Source organism: Streptomyces sp. CB01373 (assembly GCF_002803075.1).
Taxonomy (GTDB): Bacteria; Actinomycetota; Actinomycetes; order Streptomycetales; family Streptomycetaceae; genus Streptomyces.
Map to the genome: position 1 here is coordinate 227,335 of NZ_NNBK01000002.1, position 17,278 is coordinate 244,612.

At 70.4% G+C, this 17,278-nt stretch carries 17 protein-coding genes and 1 pseudogene; 11 read left to right on the forward strand and 7 right to left on the reverse strand.

The window, feature by feature from the left end; genetic code table 11:
• The first annotated feature begins 164 nt into the window (after positions 1 to 164).
• Both CG719_RS03300 and CG719_RS03305 read left to right on the forward strand, forming a co-directional pair.
• Positions 165 to 1,169: an aldo/keto reductase gene (locus CG719_RS03300; protein WP_100566936.1), complete on the forward strand. Its 1,005-nt coding sequence runs from the start codon at positions 165 to 167 to the stop codon at positions 1,167 to 1,169.
• A gap of 26 nt (positions 1,170 to 1,195) precedes the next feature.
• Positions 1,196 to 1,825, forward strand: coding sequence for a TetR family transcriptional regulator (locus tag CG719_RS03305; RefSeq protein ID WP_100566937.1), 630 nt, complete (start codon positions 1,196 to 1,198; stop codon positions 1,823 to 1,825).
• Here the strand turns inward: CG719_RS03305 and CG719_RS03310 are convergent.
• A complete protein-coding gene (locus tag CG719_RS03310; protein ID WP_159024804.1) occupies positions 1,806 to 2,231 on the reverse strand; it encodes a hypothetical protein in 426 nt (141 codons plus the stop codon). The genes CG719_RS03305 and CG719_RS03310 overlap by 20 nt on opposite strands.
• 422 nt (positions 2,232 to 2,653) lie before the next feature.
• The gene (locus CG719_RS03315; protein ID WP_100567182.1) at positions 2,654 to 4,099 is read right to left on the reverse strand and encodes an MFS transporter; all 1,446 of its coding nucleotides are present in this window, start codon (positions 4,097 to 4,099) and stop codon (positions 2,654 to 2,656) included.
• A 93-nt stretch (positions 4,100 to 4,192) separates the two neighbouring features.
• Between CG719_RS03315 and dusB the strand changes: the two genes are divergently transcribed.
• Positions 4,193 to 5,335 carry a tRNA dihydrouridine synthase DusB gene (dusB, locus tag CG719_RS03320; protein WP_100566939.1) on the forward strand — a complete coding sequence of 381 codons (1,143 nt, stop codon included), beginning with the start codon at positions 4,193 to 4,195 and terminating at the stop codon, positions 5,333 to 5,335.
• Between the two features lie 64 nt (positions 5,336 to 5,399).
• Here dusB and CG719_RS03325 read toward each other — a convergent pair whose 3' ends face one another.
• On the reverse strand, positions 5,400 to 7,595 hold the full coding sequence (locus tag CG719_RS03325) for a CDP-alcohol phosphatidyltransferase (protein WP_324838182.1): 2,196 nt from the start codon (positions 7,593 to 7,595) through the stop codon (positions 5,400 to 5,402).
• Positions 7,596 to 8,255: 660 nt separating this feature from the next.
• Here CG719_RS03325 and ppdK point away from each other — a divergent pair.
• From ppdK to CG719_RS03345, 4 genes are all read left to right on the forward strand, one after another.
• Positions 8,256 to 11,003, forward strand: a complete 2,748-nt coding sequence (gene ppdK / locus CG719_RS03330) for a pyruvate, phosphate dikinase (protein WP_100566940.1) — start codon at positions 8,256 to 8,258, stop codon at positions 11,001 to 11,003.
• Between the two features lie 206 nt (positions 11,004 to 11,209).
• Complete coding sequence (locus tag CG719_RS03335; RefSeq protein ID WP_100566941.1) at positions 11,210 to 11,992, forward strand: sulfite exporter TauE/SafE family protein; 783 nt, start codon at positions 11,210 to 11,212, stop codon at positions 11,990 to 11,992.
• A gap of 50 nt (positions 11,993 to 12,042) precedes the next feature.
• Positions 12,043 to 12,303 carry a CopG family transcriptional regulator gene (locus CG719_RS03340; protein ID WP_100567184.1) on the forward strand — a complete coding sequence of 87 codons (261 nt, stop codon included), beginning with the start codon at positions 12,043 to 12,045 and terminating at the stop codon, positions 12,301 to 12,303.
• Entirely contained in the window at positions 12,300 to 12,734 is a 435-nt protein-coding gene (locus tag CG719_RS03345; protein ID WP_100566942.1) for a PIN domain-containing protein, read from the forward strand. The genes CG719_RS03340 and CG719_RS03345 overlap by 4 nt, the downstream gene beginning before the upstream one ends.
• Positions 12,735 to 12,824: 90 nt before the next feature.
• On the opposite strand, the gene CG719_RS03350 is transcribed toward CG719_RS03345, so the two are convergent.
• A complete protein-coding gene (locus CG719_RS03350) occupies positions 12,825 to 13,442 on the reverse strand; it encodes a class F sortase (protein WP_100566943.1) in 618 nt (205 codons plus the stop codon).
• Positions 13,443 to 13,614: 172 nt separating this feature from the next.
• On the reverse strand, positions 13,615 to 14,160 hold the full coding sequence (locus tag CG719_RS03355) for a hypothetical protein (protein ID WP_100566944.1): 546 nt from the start codon (positions 14,158 to 14,160) through the stop codon (positions 13,615 to 13,617).
• Positions 14,161 to 14,541: 381 nt separating this feature from the next.
• On the opposite strand from CG719_RS03355, the gene CG719_RS03360 reads away from it, so the two are divergent.
• Both CG719_RS03360 and CG719_RS03365 read left to right on the forward strand, forming a co-directional pair.
• Complete coding sequence (locus tag CG719_RS03360) at positions 14,542 to 14,811, forward strand: prevent-host-death protein (protein WP_100567185.1); 270 nt, start codon at positions 14,542 to 14,544, stop codon at positions 14,809 to 14,811.
• A 13-nt stretch (positions 14,812 to 14,824) separates the two neighbouring features.
• Positions 14,825 to 15,113, forward strand: a pseudogene (locus CG719_RS03365) (PIN domain-containing protein); the annotation flags it as partial.
• Positions 15,114 to 15,344: 231 nt separating this feature from the next.
• Here the strand turns inward: CG719_RS03365 and CG719_RS03370 are convergent.
• Both CG719_RS03370 and CG719_RS03375 read right to left on the reverse strand, forming a co-directional pair.
• Positions 15,345 to 15,545 carry a DUF397 domain-containing protein gene (locus CG719_RS03370; protein ID WP_100566945.1) on the reverse strand — a complete coding sequence of 67 codons (201 nt, stop codon included), beginning with the start codon at positions 15,543 to 15,545 and terminating at the stop codon, positions 15,345 to 15,347.
• A gap of 3 nt (positions 15,546 to 15,548) precedes the next feature.
• Positions 15,549 to 16,436, reverse strand: coding sequence for a helix-turn-helix domain-containing protein (locus CG719_RS03375; protein ID WP_234375391.1), 888 nt, complete (start codon positions 16,434 to 16,436; stop codon positions 15,549 to 15,551).
• Between the two features lie 177 nt (positions 16,437 to 16,613).
• Here CG719_RS03375 and CG719_RS03380 point away from each other — a divergent pair, with 177 nt between their 5' ends.
• On the forward strand, positions 16,614 to 17,066 hold the full coding sequence (locus CG719_RS03380) for an ATP-binding protein (RefSeq protein WP_324838183.1): 453 nt from the start codon (positions 16,614 to 16,616) through the stop codon (positions 17,064 to 17,066).
• Positions 17,063 to 17,260 carry a hypothetical protein gene (locus CG719_RS36125; protein WP_100566946.1) on the forward strand — a complete coding sequence of 66 codons (198 nt, stop codon included), beginning with the start codon at positions 17,063 to 17,065 and terminating at the stop codon, positions 17,258 to 17,260. Before CG719_RS03380 ends, CG719_RS36125 begins: the two co-directional genes overlap by 4 nt.
• Positions 17,261 to 17,278: the final 18 nt, after the last annotated feature.

Here is a 17,278-nt window from a genome sequence, read left to right on the forward strand (position 1 = left end):
GACCTTTCGTCAATAGGTCTGGACCAAATCGCACGGTCGGTGGCTGTGCGCCGACCTGGGGGTTTGGAGTGACAACTGACAGATATTGAAATCTGTCAGTTGTCATGCCAGGCTGGTCGTGGGTACCCGTTCAATCCGCCCTCCGAGCCTCCCAAGGAGCCCTCATGGACACCCGCCACCTCGGAACCACCGGCCCCCAGGTCTCCGCCCTCGGCCTCGGCTGCATGGGCATGTCCGCGCTGTACGGCGAGGCGGACCGGACCGAGTCGATCGCCACCGTGCACGCCGCCCTCGAAGCGGGCGTGACCCTGCTCGACACCGGCGACTTCTACGCCATGGGCCACAATGAGATGCTGGTCGGCGAGGCCCTGCGCACCGCTCCCGCGGCCCGCCGCGAACAGGCCCTGCTCAGCGTGAAGTTCGGCGCCCTGCGCGACCCGGACGGCAACTGGTCCGGCTACGACGGCCGGCCGGCCGCCGTGAAGAACTTCGCCGCCTACTCCCTCCAGCGTCTCGGCGTCGACCACATCGGCGTCTACCGGATCGCCCGGGTCGACCCGGACGTGCCGATCGAGGAGACGGTCGGCGCCATCGCAGAACTCGTCGAGAAGGGACACGTCCGGCACATCGGCCTCAGCGAGGTCGGCGCCGAGACGATCCGCCGGGCCGCCGCCACCGCGCCGATCTCGGACCTCCAGATCGAGTACTCGCTCGTCTCCCGCGGCATCGAGGACCGGATCCTGCCCACCACCCGCGAACTCGGCATCGCCGTCACGGCCTACGGGGTGCTCTCGCGCGGTCTGATCTCCGGGCACTTCGGCCGCGACCGCAAGCTCGCCGCGAACGACTTCCGGGCCCACTCGCCGCGCTTCCAGGGCGAGAACCTCCAGCACAACCTGGACCTCGTCGAGGCCCTGCGCAAGATCGCCGAGGGCAAGGGCGTCACGGTCGCGCAGACCGCCATCGCCTGGGTGCTGTCCCGCGGTGAGGACATCGTTCCGCTGATCGGCGCCCGCACCCGGGAGCGGCTGGCGGAGGCACTGGGCGCGACGGCCGTCACGCTGGACGAGGCCGACCTGGCGGCCATCGAGGAGGCCGTCCCGGCGGACGCCGTCGTGGGCGCGCGCTACCCCGAGGCGCAGATGGCCCACCTGGACAGCGAACGCTGACCCGGGCGCCGGGTACGGTCTAGGGCATGCCACCCAGCACCGAGACCCTGACCGCCGAGCGCATCCTCGAGGCCACCGAGGAGGTGCTGCGCCGCCACGGGCCGGCCAAGGCCACCGTGGTGGACGTGGCCCGCGCGCTCGGTGTCAGCCACGGCAGCGTCTACCGGCACTTCCGTACGAAGGCCGCGCTGCGCGAGGCGGTGACCAAGCGGTGGCTGGACCGCACGTCCGAGGCCCTCGCTGGCATCGCCGCCGATCAGCGGGACCCGGAGGACCGGCTGCGCGACTGGCTGCGGGAACTGTTCGAGGCCAAGCGCCGCAAGGCGGGCGACGACCCCGAGCTGTTCGCCACGTACTCGGTGCTCACCGACGAGAACGGCGCGGCGGTCGGCGAGCACATCGACGACCTGACCGCCCAGCTCACCCGGATCGTCCGGGACGGCGTCACGGCCGGTGTCTTCACGGCCGCCGACCCGGCCGTCGGGGCCCGGGCCCTGTTTCATGCCACCGGCCGCTTCCACGACCCGGGTCATGCCCAGGAGTGGAAGCGGCCGGCGATCGAGGAGGAGTTCGAGGCGGTGCTCGAACTGGTGCTGGGCGGGCTACGAGCCCGTCAGCACCCTGTCACCTCCCGGGTCAGGTCACGTCAACGGTGACCGTCGCGGAGCGCGTGTTGCCGTGCACCACCCGCAGTTCCTGCTTGCCCTTGACCGCGAGCTTCGTGGACACCGTGTAGGTGTCGCCCTTCTTGACCACGGTGGTCGCGCGCAGCGTGGTCCACCTGCCGTTGCTCAGGTGCTGGACGGTCAGCCTGGTGCCGGCCGCCAGGTGCGCGGTGCGGCCGGTGAGCGTGATGCTCTCCCCGGCCCTGACCGAGCGGTGGCTGGCCCTGACCGTGATCGACTCGGCCGCCCTGGTGGGCATGGCGGTGTGCGTCCGGGTGGGCATCGGGCTCGGACGGGGCGCTGCGAAGGCTCCGGCGGAGCCGGCCGACACCAGCGCGGCGGACAGAGCGCCCACGGCGACTCCACGGACACAGCGGCTGCGCAGTGTGAGATGCATGGTGGTCTCCCGTTGATGGTTCCCCCCTGCGTCGCGCATGATCCGAAGGGCTCATCGCGCTCATCCAGATTTGCCGCGGATCGCCCGCGCGGCGACTCGGGAGGAGTAACGCGGGCTGTGAGCGAGCGGCACTTTGATGAGAAGCCGCAGCTCAGCGGCCATGATCTCGCTTACCTCTTTCTTACCAAGTGCCCCGGCGGCATCCCGTCCGAAACCGGTGCTCACCGGACGGAATCACTCGTACGCGATCGGTGAGCAGCCCCGGATTCCTCTGCGTGGCTGCCCGACTCCGTTCCGCGAGGCCTCGGCCGGCCGCCAGGAGGGCTTCGTGTGCGGCCCGGGACACCGGTCGCCGGACTCCTTCCGCGCTGCCCGGGCCCGGTCGCCGGACTTCCCTCTGTGGGTCGGGGATCCCCGGGCGCTCAGGCGCCGATGCCCGCCGCCTGCCGTACCTCGTGCTCCTGGAGCCGCTCGGCCGTGCGCTCGGCGGTCCCCCTGGCCCACCGGCCGCTGGTGACCGCGCCCAGTGCCAGCACCGCGGCACCGCACACCACCAGCACCCACCATCCGTACCTGGCCGCCGGAACGAACGCGTCCCGGTAGGACGAGGAGCCGACCCCGGCTGCCAGCAGCGCGCCGACCACCGCGACCCCGAGGGTCTGCCCGAGCTGGCGGCTGGTGGAGGCGACCGCGGCGGCCACCCCGGCCTGGGCGCGCGGCATCCCGGAGACGGCCGTGTTGGTGATCGGCGCGTTGACGAAGCCGAAGCCGACGCCGAACAGGACGTACCCGATGACGAGGGTGAGGTCGGAGGTCTCCGCCTCGAACGCGGCGAACAGCACCGCGCTCACCGTCATGGCCGTTCCGGCGATCAGCAGGGGCAGCCGCGGCCCCCGGGTGCCGAGCAGCCGCCCGGACAGTGGCGCGCACAGGAAGGTCGGTGCCGCCATCGGCAGCATCCACAGGCCGGCGTGCAGGGCGTCGAGGCCCCGCACGTTCTGGAGGTAGAGCGTGGACAGGAACAGGAAGCCGCCGAGTGCCGCGAACGCGCTGATCGCGATGACGGTGGCCCCGCTGAACGGCGCCGAACGGAAGAAGCGCAGGTCGACGAGGGGTTCGGCGCGGCGCGGCTCGTACCACAGGAGGCCGAGCAGGGCCGCGAGCGCGACGACGGCGAAGGGCAGGATCGCGGCGAGTCCGGAGACCGGGGCCTCGATGATCGCGTACGTCAGTGCGCCGAACAGGGCGATGACCAGGATCTGGCCGACCGGATCGGGCCTTCGGGCCTTCGGTGCGCGGGACTCGGGGACGAAACGCGCGGTGAGCAGCAGGGCGGCCAGGGCCACCGGCAGGTTGATCCAGAAGATCGAGCGCCAGCCCACCGACTCCACCAGCAGACCGCCGACGAGCGGGCCGGCGGCCATGGATATGCCGACCACCGCGCCCCAGGCCCCGATCGCGCGGGCGCGCTCGCGCGGGTCGGTGAAGGTGTTGGTGATGATCGACATGGCGACCGGGTTGAGCATCGAGCCGCCGACCGCCTGCAGCATGCGGAACACGATCAGCAGTTCCAGGTCGGGCGCGAGGGAGCACAGCAGCGAGCCGATGCCGAAGACGACCAGCCCCGCCATGAAGACGCGTCTGCGGCCGATCCGGTCGGCCGTGGAACCGGCGAGCATCAGCAGTGAGGCGAGCACCAGCGTGTACGCGTCGATGGTCCACTGGAGGCCGGACGTGCTCGCGTGCAGCTCGCGCTGCATCGAGGGCAGGGCGACGTTCAGAACGGTGTTGTCCAGGCTCACGATCAGCAGGCTCATGCAGCAGATCGCGAGAACCAGGAGCCGTCGTCGATGGGTGAGCTCGGGCATGTGCTCCATGGTACGACTTCGATAGTGCGGTTAACTAATGACCGCTACATGATCTGTGCCGACGCGTGGCGGCCGATACGCGACAATGGGGGAATGCCCACGCCCGAGTCCCCCCTCCAGATCGGCCCGCACACCGTCCAGCCGCCCGTGGTGCTGGCCCCCATGGCCGGTATCACCAACGCGCCCTTCCGCACCCTGTGCCGGGAGTTCAGCCAGGGCAAGGGCCTGTACGTCAGCGAGATGATCACGACCCGGGCGCTGGTCGAGCGCAACGACAAGACCATGCAGCTCATCAGGTTCGACGCGAGCGAGCGCCCGCGCTCGATCCAGCTGTACGGCGTGGACCCGGCCACCGTCGGCAAGGCCGTCCGCATGATCGCGGAGGAGGACCTCGCCGACCACATCGACCTCAACTTCGGCTGCCCGGTGCCCAAGGTGACCCGCAAGGGCGGCGGCTCGGCCCTCCCCTACAAGCGCAACCTGCTCCGGGCGATCCTGCGCGAGGCGGTCAGCGGGGCCGGCGACCTGCCGGTCACGATGAAGATGCGCAAGGGCATCGACGACGACCACATCACCTACCTGGACGCCGGAAGGATCGCGGTCGAGGAGGGCGTGACGGCGATCGCGCTGCACGGCCGCACGGCCGCCCAGCACTACGGCGGCACGGCGGACTGGGACGCCATCGCGCGCCTGAAGGAGCACGTGCCCGAGATCCCGGTGCTCGGAAACGGCGACATCTGGTCGGCCGAGGACGCGCTGCGGATGGTGCGGGAGACCGGCTGCGACGGTGTGGTCGTGGGCCGCGGCTGCCTGGGCCGGCCGTGGCTGTTCGCCGACCTGGTGGCGGCGTTCGAGGGGCGGGTCCAGGACCTGGCCCGGCCGTCCCTGCGCGAGGTCGCCGACGTCATGGTCCGGCACGCCACGCTGCTCGGCGAGTGGATCGGCGACGAGTCGCGCGGTGTGATCGACTTCCGCAAGCACGTCGCCTGGTACCTGAAGGGCTTCGCGGTCGGCTCCGAGATGCGCAAGCGGCTGGCGGTCACCTCCTCGCTGGAGGCACTGCGCGCCGGCCTCGACGAGCTGGACCTCGACCAGCCCTGGCCGGCCGGCGCCGACGGGCCCCGCGGCCGTACCTCCGGCAACAACCGGGTGGTACTGCCGGACGGCTGGCTGAAGGACCCCTACGACTGCGCGGGCGTCGGCGAGGACGCCGAACTGGACACCTCGGGCGGCTGAGGCGTTCCGGCTCCCGCGCCGACGGCGGGCCGGGAACGGACCCCGCCCGCCGTCGGCCCGACGGTCAGCCCTTCGACGGGTGCGGTGTGGAGCCGTACGCCGTCAGGAAGCGGTCGCGGAAGTCGCTCATCTTCCACACCGGGGCGTCGTGGTCGGGGCGCAGGCCCTCCGTCCAGCCCCAGTCGGCGATCTTGTCCAGGACCTTCGGGTCCTTCGCGATGATCGAGCAGGGCACGTCACGGCTGGCGTGGTCGCCGCTGACCCGGGCGTTGGGCTGGTGGTCGCCGAGGACCACGAGCACGGTGTCGTCCTTGCCGTAGCGCTCCATCCACTGGGTGAGCGCGGTCAGCGAGTACTCGACCGACTTCCCGTATTCCTCGCTGGAGCGGGTGGAGCTGGTGAGGACGTCGGCCGGCCTGTTGCCGGCCGCCTCGATGCCCTTGTAGACCGAGCCGTCGCCGAGCTGGTCCCAGTCGACCATCTCCGGCACCGGCGCCCAGGGCTGGTGGCTGGAGGTCAGGATGACGAACGAGGTCAGCGGCTTGTCGCGCTTCTTGCCGTGCTCCAGACGCTGGAAGGCCTCCAGCGCGTACTGGTCGGGCATGGTCGACCAGCTGAACTTGGGCCCCTCGTAGCCCATCTGGAAGGCGTTGTAGACCTTGTCCAGGCCGTACCACTTCGATTCCGGCCAGCCCTTCTGCACGCCCGGCATGACGCCGACCGTGTCCCAGGCCCCGGTCTTCTTGAACGCCTCGGTCAGGGTCAGGTGGTCGCCGGAGGTCACCGTGCGGTAGCGGTTCTGGTTGTCGACCCACAGGCCCGACATGAACGTGGAGTGGCCGAGCCAGCTGCCACCGCCGTACGTCGCCGACGTCAGCCAGCCGGTCCTGGCATGGAAGCCCGCGTCGGCGAGGGCCCGCGTGCTGGTTTCGAGGGTCTTGTTGACGCCCGGCGCCGGGATCGGGTCCTCGATCGCGCTGCGGCCGTAGCTCTCGATGAACGTGAAGATCATGTCCTTGCCGCGCAGGTCCGGTACGAGCTCGCCGGCCGGGGTCCCGCCGAACTGGTCGGCCTCCGCCGTCCTCGCGAAGTCCCGCTCGTCCCGGATCGTGGTGCGCAGCGCCTGGTCGTGGTACTTGACCATGGCGACCGTGTGCTGGGAGGCCACCGGGACGCCGGAGATCTGGATGTCCAGGGCCATGCACGTCATCCACACCACGCTGGCGAACAGCAGTCCGCGCGTCGAGCGGGCCTTGTCGCGGGCCAGGAGGTCACCGAGGCGCACGACCGCGAGGGCCATCACGGCGAGCACCGCCAGGACGAGGAGGACGACCCCGGCGGCGGCGAGCAGCGCCGCGGTCCCGCCGAGGGTGTCCGCGAGGTACGACTGCGCGTCGTCCAGCAGCTCCCAGTCGAGGACCACGTTGAAGCTGCGGCCCAGGTACTGGTTGAACTCGATGTCCGTCAGGTTCAGCACGGTCAGCACGCCGAGCGCCAGCCCGCCGAGCACCGCCACGGCCACCCGCGGCCGACGCGGCAGCACGAGCAGCACGGCCCCCAGGAGCAGCGCCTCCACCGGCAGCCGCGTGAACGCCGCGACCTGGAACTGCGCCTCCTTGTTCGGCAGCAGAAGCGCGGCGGCGACGAGCAGGAGCGCGAGCAGGGTGACCCCGTGGGACACCCGGCGCGCGGCCACGGGATGCGCCCCCCGCCAACTGCGCCAGCCCTTGCGAAGCTGCCAGGGCCGTATCGCCGTGGCCTTGGCGGGCTCGTCGGCCTGGTCGCGCTCGGCGGGGGGCTCGGTGGGCTGGGCGCCCTGGGCGGTGGGCTCGTCGGGTTCGGCGGCGGCCTTGGCGGGCTCGTCGGCCTGGTCGTGCTCGGCGGGGGGCTCGGTGGGCTGGTCGCTCTTGGCGGCGCGCTCGCCGGTGTCGTCGGTCTTGGCGTCGGGTTCGGCGGCGGGTTTGGCGGCGGTCTCGGCAGGCTCGGCGGCGGCCTCGTTGGTCTTGGAGGCGGGCTCGGCGCCCTCGTCGCGTTCGGCGGCCTGGTCGCCCTTGGCGGCGCGCTCGTCGGTCTCGGCGGCGGCCTCGCTGGAGGCTTCGGCGTCGGCGGTGGCGGCCCCGTCGGCAGCGGGTTTCCCCTCCTCGGTCTCGGACGCCGCCGGGGGCTCGTCGTCCCCGGGAGTCCCCCTGCCGGCGGGCGCGCCTGAGCCCGGCTCGGCGCCCGCGTCCGGCTCGCCAGCGCCCTCGGACTCCGCGCCCACGCCGGGCTCCGCCGGGTGCGAAGCGGCGGCCTCGCTCCCGCCCCCCTGCGACGCCGGTTCTCCGGCCGGGTCCGATGGTGTGCCCGAGTCCGATGGTGCACCCGATGACTGGCGTGTATCCGTGTGCTGAGGCACCCGAAGGTCCTTCCGTGCGCGGCGTCGCTGAGGAGGCGGGCCACGCGGGGGCCCGCCGCACACCCGTACGGCCAGGCCCTCATCCGTGTTCACAGGCGCCGGCAAACACCCGGCAAACGGCTCCCCGGCCACGGGGCCGGAGGTCGTCCGCATGGTGATATTCGAGCGCTTGTGGCAGCGTGATTCTCGCCACCCTTGATAAGGGTTGTGCTCAGATGAGCGGATCTTGAGCGGCTGCACTTCTCCAATGGGTGGCACTCAGTGCCATCCATTGATCGTTCATCGATCGAAAACAGACGTGACGAGAGCCGCTCATGTGAGCGGCTGGACGGGTCTGCGCGCGTTGATTCGTTCAAGAAGTGAAAACATCTGCACCCGACGGCTTGCCAAGCCTTGACTTTCGATCCGCTGGCGGACGACTGGTTACGGGCGCATGACCCACAAGTGGACGTACCCATCGGCCTTTGATCTGGGTATGTTCCTGGCCGTCAGGGCAGCCACCGCGTCCTCGAGGAGTCGAGACCCGTGTCGGAAAACAAAGATCTCCAGGTAGCCGATCGCGGCACCAGTGTTGACGGCGTGAAGTTTGTCTACGACTTCACCGAGGGCAACAAGGACCTCAAGGACCTGCTCGGCGGCAAGGGCGCGAACCTGGCCGAGATGACGAACCTGGGCCTTCCGGTCCCTCCGGGCTTCACGATCACCACCGAGGCCTGCAAGGTCTACCTCGACAGCGGCGAGGAGCCCGCGGCACTCCGTGACGAGGTGAGCGCGCACCTCGACGCGCTCGAGCAGAAGATGGGCAAGAAGCTCGGCCAGCTCGACGACCCCCTGCTGGTCTCCGTCCGCTCCGGCGCGAAGTTCTCCATGCCCGGCATGATGGACACCGTCCTGAACATCGGCCTCTCCGACAAGTCCGTGCAGGGCCTGGCCAAGCAGGCCGGCGACGAGCGGTTCGCCTGGGACTCCTACCGCCGCCTCATCCAGATGTTCGGCAAGACCGTGCTCGGCGTGGAGGGCGACCTCTTCGAGGACGCCCTCGACAAGGCCAAGGAGACCAAGAAGGTCACCGTCGACACCGAGCTCGAGGCCGCCGACCTGAAGAAGCTGGTCACCACCTTCAAGAAGATCGTCAAGAAGGAGGCCGGCCGCGACTTCCCGCAGGACCCGCGCGAGCAGATGGACCTCGCCATCAAGGCGGTCTTCGACTCCTGGAACGGCGAGCGCGCCAAGCTCTACCGCCGTCAGGAGCGCATCCCGCACGACCTCGGCACGGCCGTCAACATCTGCTCCATGGTGTTCGGCAACCTCGGCCCCGACTCGGGCACCGGCGTCGCCTTCACCCGTGACCCCGCCTCCGGGCAGCAGGGCGTCTACGGCGACTACCTGCAGAACGCGCAGGGCGAGGACGTGGTCGCGGGCATCCGCAACACCGTCCCGCTGGCGGAGCTGGAACGGATCGACAAGAAGTCGTACGACCGGCTGATGCAGATCATGGAGACGCTGGAGAACCACTACAAGGATCTCTGCGACATCGAGTTCACCATCGAGCGCGGCCGGCTCTGGATGCTGCAGACCCGCGTCGGCAAGCGCACCGCCGGTGCCGCGTTCCGCATCGCCACCCAGCTCGTCGACCAGGGCCTGATCGACGAGGCCGAGGCCCTGAAGCGGGTCAACGGGGCCCAGCTCGCGCAGCTGATGTTCCCGCGGTTCGACGAGGAGGCCAAGGTCGAGCAGGTCGCCCGCGGCATCGCCGCCTCCCCGGGCGCGGCGGTCGGCAAGGCGGTCTTCGACTCGTACACCGCCGTCAAGTGGTCCCGCTCGGGCGAGAAGGTCATCCTGGTCCGCCGGGAGACCAACCCCGACGACCTGGACGGCATGATCGCGGCCGAGGGCATCCTGACCTCCCGCGGCGGCAAGACCTCCCACGCGGCCGTCGTCGCCCGGGGCATGGGCAAGACGTGCGTCTGCGGCGCGGAGGACCTGGAGGTCGACACCAAGCGCCGCCGGATGACGGTCCCCGGCGGGCACGTCGTCGAGGAGGGCGACGTGATCTCCATCGACGGCTCCACGGGCAAGGTGTACCTGGGCGAGGTCCCGGTCGTCCCGCCCCCGGTCGTCGAGTACTTCGAGGGCCGGATGCACCCGGGCGCCGACGACGCGGACGAACTCGTCGAGGCGGTCCACCGGATGATGGCCTTCGCCGACCGCAAGCGCCGCCTGCGGGTGCGCGCCAACGCCGACAACGCCGAGGACGCGCTGCGTGCCCGCCGCTTCGGCGCCCAGGGCATCGGTCTGTGCCGCACCGAGCACATGTTCCTCGGCGACCGCCGCGAGCTGGTGGAGCGGCTGATCCTGGCGGACACCCAGGCCGAGCGCGAGGAGTCCCTCAAGCAGCTCCTGCCGCTCCAGAAGCAGGACTTCGTGGAGCTGTTCGAGGCCATGGACGGCCTGCCGGTCACGGTCCGCCTGCTCGACCCGCCGCTGCACGAGTTCCTGCCCGACATCACCGAGCTGTCGGTGCGCGTGGCTCTCGCCGAGTCCCGGCAGGAGCCGCACGAGAACGAGCTGCGCCTGCTCCAGGCCGTGCACCGCCTGCACGAGCAGAACCCGATGCTCGGACTGCGCGGCGTACGCCTCGGACTGGTCATCCCCGGCCTGTTCACCATGCAGGTCCGCGCCATCGCCGAGGCCGCCGCCGAGCGCAGGGCCGCCAAGGGCGACCCGCGCGCCGAGATCATGATCCCGCTGGTGGGCACCGTCCAGGAGCTGGAGATCGTCCGCGAGGAGGCCGACCAGGTCATCGCCGAGGTCGAGGAGGCGACCGGCACACGGCTCAAGCTCGCGATCGGCACGATGATCGAGCTGCCGCGGGCCGCGCTGACCGCCGGCCAGATCGCCGAGGCCGCCCAGTTCTTCTCCTTCGGCACGAACGACCTGACCCAGACGGTGTGGGGCTTCAGCCGCGACGACGTCGAGGCGTCGTTCTTCACCGCCTACCTGGAGAAGGGCATCTTCGGGGTGTCGCCGTTCGAGACGATCGACCGGGACGGCGTCGGCTCCCTGGTGAAGTCCGCCGTCCAGGCCGGCCGGGCCACCCGCCCGGACCTCAAGCTCGGCGTCTGCGGCGAGCACGGCGGCGACCCCGAGTCCGTGCACTTCTTCCACGAGGTGGGCCTGGACTACGTCTCCTGCTCCCCCTTCCGCATCCCGGTGGCACGCCTGGAGGCCGGCCGGGCCTCGGTCGAGGCGGAGGGCAGCGACCACCGGTAACAGACCCCGGAGTCCTCGTCGTGGTCCCCGACCCTCACTACCGATTACGACGAGGACTCCGGTCCATAAAGAGGAGGGGCGGCGTCCCGTGCGGGGACGCCGCCCCTTTCCCACGTCACAGCACACGGCAGCGCGCACGGCCCGTGGACCTCAAAAGTCCCTCAGATACGTGGACTGCCCACGCATCCCTGCCTAGGGTCGCGATCATGCCCGACATATCGCTGACCGTGGTCGTCCTCCTGTGCCTCGCCGCCTTCGCGGCCGGGTGGATCGACGCCGTGGTCGGCGGGGGTGGTCTCCTGCTGCTGCCGGCGCTGCTGCTGGGACTGCCCGGCGGCACCCCGGCCGCCGCCGCGCTCGGCACCAACAAGGCGGTCGCCATCGTCGGCACGACCGGCGCGGCCGTCACCTACGTCCGCCGGGCACCCGTGGACGTCCGCACCGCCGTCCGCATCGGGCTGGCCGCGCTCGCCGGGTCCTCCGCCGGGGCGTTCTTCGCGGCCGGGATGAGCACCGAGGTGCTCAAGCCAGTGATCATGGTGGTGCTGCTCGGCGTGGGAACCTTCGTGATCCTGCGCCCCTCGTTCGGCACCGCCCCGTCGTCCGGTCCGGCCACTCGCCGCCGGATCCTCGCGGCGATCGGCCTCGCGGGCCTCGGTATCGGCTTCTACGACGGACTCATCGGCCCCGGCACCGGCACGTTCCTCGTCCTGGCCCTGACCGCCGTGCTCCACCTGGATCTGGTGACCGCCTCCGCCACCGCGAAGATCGTCAACTGCTGCACCAACGCGGGAGCCCTGGCCACCTTCGCCTGGCAGGGCGCCATCCTGTGGCAACTGGCGGCGGTGCTGGCCGTGTTCAACCTGGCGGGTGGCGCGCTGGGCGCCCACACCGCGTTGAAGAAGGGCAGCGGCTTCGTCCGGATCGTGCTGCTGACGGTGGTGTTCGCCCTGGTGGCGAACATGGCCTACCAGCAATGGGTGGCGTAGGCGGCGCCGCAGCGGCGGGCGCTGGAGTCGATGTGTACTACGCTCGGTACATGACTCTCAAGCGGACCAATGTGTATGCCGACGCCGAGGATCTGGCGATCATCAAGGAAGCCGCGGAGCGGAAAGGGATCTCCGAGGCGGAGATAATCCGTCGGGCGATCCATCTCGCCGCGCTGTCGGAGCGCACCTGGGACGAGCCGTTCGTGACGCGCAAGTTCCGAAGTGGCGGCGCGCCGATCGACAAGCAGGCGGTTCGGGACGCTGTCGCCGAGGGAGTTGTGCGCAGGCGGGAAAGGGACGCTGAAGCGTGATCGTCGTCGCTGACACCTGCGCTGTTCTCGCCGCCTACGACGAGGACAACCCGGACTCGGACGGCTGTGCGCACGCACTGGGCGCGGCGGGCCTCGTTGTGGTGTCACCACTCGTCGTGGCCGAACTCGACCACATGGGGACCCGCCTCTTCGGCAGAGCCGCCGCGCGCAGCATCCTCGCCGATCTGCGCAGCCGAGCCAGGATCCTGCGTGCCGTGGTCCCCGAGGTCGGGCCGGAAGTCCTCGACCGGGCGGAGGTAATCCGGGACCGCTACTGCGATCTCGACCTCGATCTCGCCGACGCGGTGAACGTCGTCCTCGCCGATGTCTACTCCACCGAGATGATCCTGACCACGGATCGGAGGGACTTCCGCGCAGTGCGGCCGCTCGGCAAGTTCAAGGCGTTCAAGCTGCTGCCCGACGATGCCTGAGCGGTCTTCGGCGGTCAGGGGCCGAGGCGTGGCCCAGTACGCGGCCACCCGTACCGGGTCGTGTCCGGAAACCGTCCTGAGGGCGACGGTTCAGTGGCTGCCGGTCAGGTGGGCGAAGACGACCACGTTGCCCTTGTACCCCGTGGTCCTCGAATAGCCGCCGCCGCAGGTGATGACGCGCAGTTCCGGGCGCTTGGCGACGCCGTAGACCTTCTCGTCGGGGAAGTCCCTGGCCTCGTAGACCTCGATGGCGTCCACGGTGAAGACGGCGATCCCGCCGTCGCGGCGGTCCACCTCGATGGTGCTGCCCTTCTTCAGGGCGCCGAGGTTGTAGAAGACGGCGGGTCCCTGGGCGTTGTCGACATGGCCGGCGACGATCGCGGTGCCCCGCTCGCCGGGGGTGGTGCCCGCCTCGTACCAGCCGGCCAGGTTCTTGTCGCCGGCGGGCGGGACGTCGAGGCTGCCGGACTTCGTCAGACCGAGGCCGGTCAGCGGGGCGTCGATCCGGATGGACGGGATGCGGATTCGCATGGGCGGGGACGGCGGCAGCGCGGGGGCGGCGCGCGCTTCCTCACCGGGGTCGAACACGCCCTGAGCCGCACCGGGCTGGGGCGGGGCGTGCGTCTCGGCGCCGCTGTACAGCAGCCACACGCCGGAGCAGAAGGCGACCACGGTGACGGTCGCTATCGCGGTGTTGCCTATGCGCATGGGGACGACCCTTCTCGGAACCCCGCGGGCTTCCTTCCGGCCCCCTTCAGGCCCCTTCCGGGGCCCCTCCCGGACTCGGTGCCCCGCACCCCCCTCCGGGGCGCGAGGGGCGTCGCACCCGGAGGGGGGAGGGGACGTGCGGTACTGGCGGACGGACAGCGGAGGGTGTCCGTCAGATCCCGTCGCCTCTCGCCCGGCGATGCAGGAGCCAGGTACCGCCCGCGGCGGCGACGGCGAGAGCCGCCACACCGGCCGCGGTCCGCACGGGGTCGCGGCCCAGCCCGCCGCCGACCCCCGTCTTCACACTTCCCCGGGGCTCCACCTGCCCCTGCGCGGCCATCAGCGTGACGATCAGGTCGCCCTTGACCTCCCGGTCGCCGTCGGCGCACTGCGCGACGATCTCGTACGTCCCCGGCTGTGCACTGTCCGGCACGCGGAACCGCCCGACCGCCTCGCCCTCGTGCGAGCCGGGCGCCAGAGTGAAGGGCCCCGCGCCGACCGCGCTGGCGTCGCCCGCCGCGGCCGCCTTCTTGCCGCACCCCTTGGTGTTCACGGTGACCTGACCGCCCGGCTCGACCGAGTACGGGGACACCTCCAGACTGCCGCTGGCCGCGCCGTACACGGGCGCGGCCAGACCGCCCACGGCGGCCACGGCGGCCACGGCGAGCACAGCCCCGGCCACGGCCCTGGCCGGCGGACGGGCGGCGGTACGTCGCATCGGTGCTCCTCCGGGCTCGCTCCACGGCGGCACGACCCGAGACCTGTATGTGCCGGCATCGGTCGTGCCCTTGCCCTTCCGAGATAAAGCGCACGCGGGCGCCGCCGCTCCCTGAGGGCACGTCAGAAATACGGTGAACGGGTGCCGGTCACCCGCCCCGGACCGCCCCCAGGAGCGGGCGTTTGGCCAGGTCAAGCCCAACCTGCTGACGACACGTCGGAGACCACCCGGAAGGGGGCGCGGCGCGGGGGTGAACGGGTTGCCCGTCACTGCGAAGCCCGGGGAGACTGCGTGTGACCGGGTGCGCGGGGTTCGGGGAAGGTCCCGTGTGCGTGTGCCATGACGTGGCACCCGCTGGCGCGCGGCGCCTACCGTGGACCCATGACGACCCAGCCCGAGATCACTGAGTGCGACCTGCGCACGAGATCCGAAGAGATCATGGATGCCGTCCAGGGTGGTCAGTCCTTCACCGTCACCCGGGACGGGCACCGCATCGGAGAGCTGATCCCGCTGCGGCGCCGCCGACGGTTCGTTCCGCGCGACGAGTTCGCCGCCATGTCCCGGAGCGCCCCCGACATCTCCGTGGACGCCTTCCGTGTCGACCAGGACGCCACCGTCGAGCAGGAGCCGCACGACCCCTATGGCTGGTGAGGGCCGCACCGCCGAGCACGCCGCGCGCGCCCGGCAGGACGGATGTCCTCCAGCGCGCCGAGAACGAGTTCGATCCCATTCCCTTCGACGTGGAGGCGGCCCGCGTCTACGGCCGGGTCTGCGCGGCCGTCGTCAGTTCGGGTCGCAGGCCCCGGCGCCGCATCGCGGACCTGATGATCGCCTCGATCGCCATCGCCGAGAACCTGCCCCTCTTCACCACCCACCCGGATGACTTCAAGGGCCTGGACGATCTGCTCACCATCGTCCCTGTCACCCGTCCCCTGGTGCTCCACGACCGGTAGGCGCCAGACTTCGACGGTGCGTGATCATCTGGATGTACCGACGGGTCTGTGGCTGCGCCGCTGGTCGAACGGGGACGTGCGGGCGGTGGCGAGCCGGTTCGGCCTTCGCGTTCGCCCCACAGACGCGGACCCCGGCCGTGGGGCCGCAGCACGCGAAGCGCCTCGCGGTGAAGCGTCGCGACATCCGCAGGGCTCAAGCCGCCGACGAGGACGAGCTCGCGGACGGGGTCGTCAGCCGCCTGGCTGGTCACAGGTGCCTTCTCGCACGGTCCGCTCGAAGGCCGTCCAGGCGGCCGGGGTGACGTGGAGCGAGGGGCCGGTGCGGTGCTTGGAGTCCCGTATGGCGATGGTGGTGGGGATGTTGGTGGCCACCTCGACGCACTCGGCTTCGGGATCGCTGTAGCTGGACTTGCGGTATCTGAAGGCGGGCATGCTTCAAAGTTCCTTCCGCAGCTTGTGGAGGAACGAGACGGATTCCCGCTCGTCGAGGGACTGTTCGGCAACCATGGTGAACAGTTCATCGTAGGCGGCGGCGCCCTCGCCACCCTCTACCCATCGCTGAGCGAAAGGGGCCTCTACATACACGATGTCCATGGCTCCAGGTTCTGCGAACGAAATGATGTTGAACGAGCCGTTCAAGCCGAAGTGGGTGCCCGCGCCGAAGGGGAAGACTCGAATGCTGACGTTCGGGAGGCCGGCCGCTGCTGTCAGGTGGTCGAGCTGGCCGCGAGCTGTTTCTGCGCCGCCGGGCATGTTCCTCAGTACCGCTTCGTAGATCACGGTGTGGAGGAGCAGCGGGGCGTCGCAGGAGAGGCGCTGTTGTCGTGTGATGCGAGCTGTGACGAAGTCCTCGTCGGACTGCTCCCTCATGGCCGGGGTGGTGATGGGGCTCTTCCTCAAGGCGAGTACGTACTGCGGAGTCTGAAGCAGACCCGGAATGAACGCGGGTTGCCAGACCTTGATTGCTGTCGAAGCGTTCTCCAGTGCGACGTATTCCTGCAAGACGCCGTGGATCGGGTAGTCGTCCCACCAGCCCTTGGCCTTGCGGCGCTCGCGGTCAACCCGCGCCAACTCCAGGAGCCCGCCTACGATGCCGGGATCGCGGACTCCGTACAGCTCGCACAGGGCGCGGATGTCGGGGTCACGTACGGGAACCCAGCCGCCCTCCAGCTTTGCGACCTTTGCTGTGGAAGCGGAGAGCACCTTCGCGGCCGCCGGTTGAGTGAGTCCGGCCATGTTGCGGAGTCTGATGAGTTCAGCTCCCAGTCTGCGTCCAAGGACGCTGGACGTGCTGTTCCCCTGCCGTGCCTGACTGACCGTCACTTGGTTTCTCCTTCGGGGCCGCGCGGAGCAAGTTTGCTCGGCGCGGGCGACTGTCGCAACACGATCGGTGGATATCTTCCGGGTAGAGATTGAATGAATCTCCCTCGACTCGTTACGTTCTGTCGCGAACTGCTCGCAGAGTGGCGCCCTTTTGGGCGCCTCCACCCCTGCCCGGAGGTGAGCGACTTGGTCGCCCCCTGCAACCCGCTCCAGTACGACCGGCTCGACTGCACGCCGCTGCCGAGGAGCGTCACCGTCGCCCGGCGACGGGTCCACCGGCTCGTAACGGAGTGGGGTCATCCCGGACTCGCGGACGACGTCGCCCTTCTGGTCTCCGAGCTCGGTGGCAACGCCGTCCTGCACGGATGCCTGCGGGACAGGCTCTTCCGCGTCGAACTCACCCTCACCGAAAGGGCCGTACGCGTCTCCGTCTCCGACCCGAAGGGCGAGGCGCTCCCGGCCCCGCGTGACGCCTCACCGGACGACATGTTCGGGCGCGGGCTGCTCATCGTCCGGGAGGTCGCCGACCGGTGGGGCGTGGAGCGGCTCACCGTCGGAAAGTCCGTGTGGTGCGAACTGGACGTCGCTCGCCGTGCCGTTCGCCCCAGCGGGCCGAGTTCTGCGCCGTGAACCACCAGGCGGCTGATCGGTCCGGTCGCGGCCTGGACGTTCGAGGGAGCGGTCCGTGCGCGGTCGCCGACGCGGTCTGCCGCGAGCAGCAGGAGCGTGCGGCGCGCATCAGCCGTCACTTCGAGCGTGCGCGTGAGTGGGGTGCCGTCGAGGACGCCGAGTGCCTGCACCGGGCGGAGAAGAACAGCCAGTGATCTGCTTGCTCGACACGT

Bases quoted from the DNA above. Each gene is read 5' to 3' on its own strand.
- CG719_RS03300 (WP_100566936.1), top strand. From the start codon at position 165: ATGGACACCCGCCACCTCGGAACCACCGGCCCCCAGGTCTCCGCCCTC.
- CG719_RS03305 (WP_100566937.1), top strand. From the start codon at position 1,196: ATGCCACCCAGCACCGAGACCCTGACCGCCGAGCGCATCCTCGAGGCC.
- CG719_RS03310 (WP_159024804.1), bottom strand. From the start codon at position 2,231: ATGCATCTCACACTGCGCAGCCGCTGTGTCCGTGGAGTCGCCGTGGGC.
- CG719_RS03315 (WP_100567182.1), bottom strand. From the start codon at position 4,099: ATGCCCGAGCTCACCCATCGACGACGGCTCCTGGTTCTCGCGATCTGC.
- dusB (WP_100566939.1), top strand. From the start codon at position 4,193: ATGCCCACGCCCGAGTCCCCCCTCCAGATCGGCCCGCACACCGTCCAG.
- CG719_RS03335 (WP_100566941.1), top strand. From the start codon at position 11,210: ATGCCCGACATATCGCTGACCGTGGTCGTCCTCCTGTGCCTCGCCGCC.
- CG719_RS03340 (WP_100567184.1), top strand. From the start codon at position 12,043: ATGACTCTCAAGCGGACCAATGTGTATGCCGACGCCGAGGATCTGGCG.
- CG719_RS03350 (WP_100566943.1), bottom strand. From the start codon at position 13,442: ATGCGCATAGGCAACACCGCGATAGCGACCGTCACCGTGGTCGCCTTC.
- CG719_RS03355 (WP_100566944.1), bottom strand. From the start codon at position 14,160: ATGCGACGTACCGCCGCCCGTCCGCCGGCCAGGGCCGTGGCCGGGGCT.
- CG719_RS03360 (WP_100567185.1), top strand. From the start codon at position 14,542: ATGACGACCCAGCCCGAGATCACTGAGTGCGACCTGCGCACGAGATCC.
- CG719_RS03370 (WP_100566945.1), bottom strand. From the start codon at position 15,545: ATGCCCGCCTTCAGATACCGCAAGTCCAGCTACAGCGATCCCGAAGCC.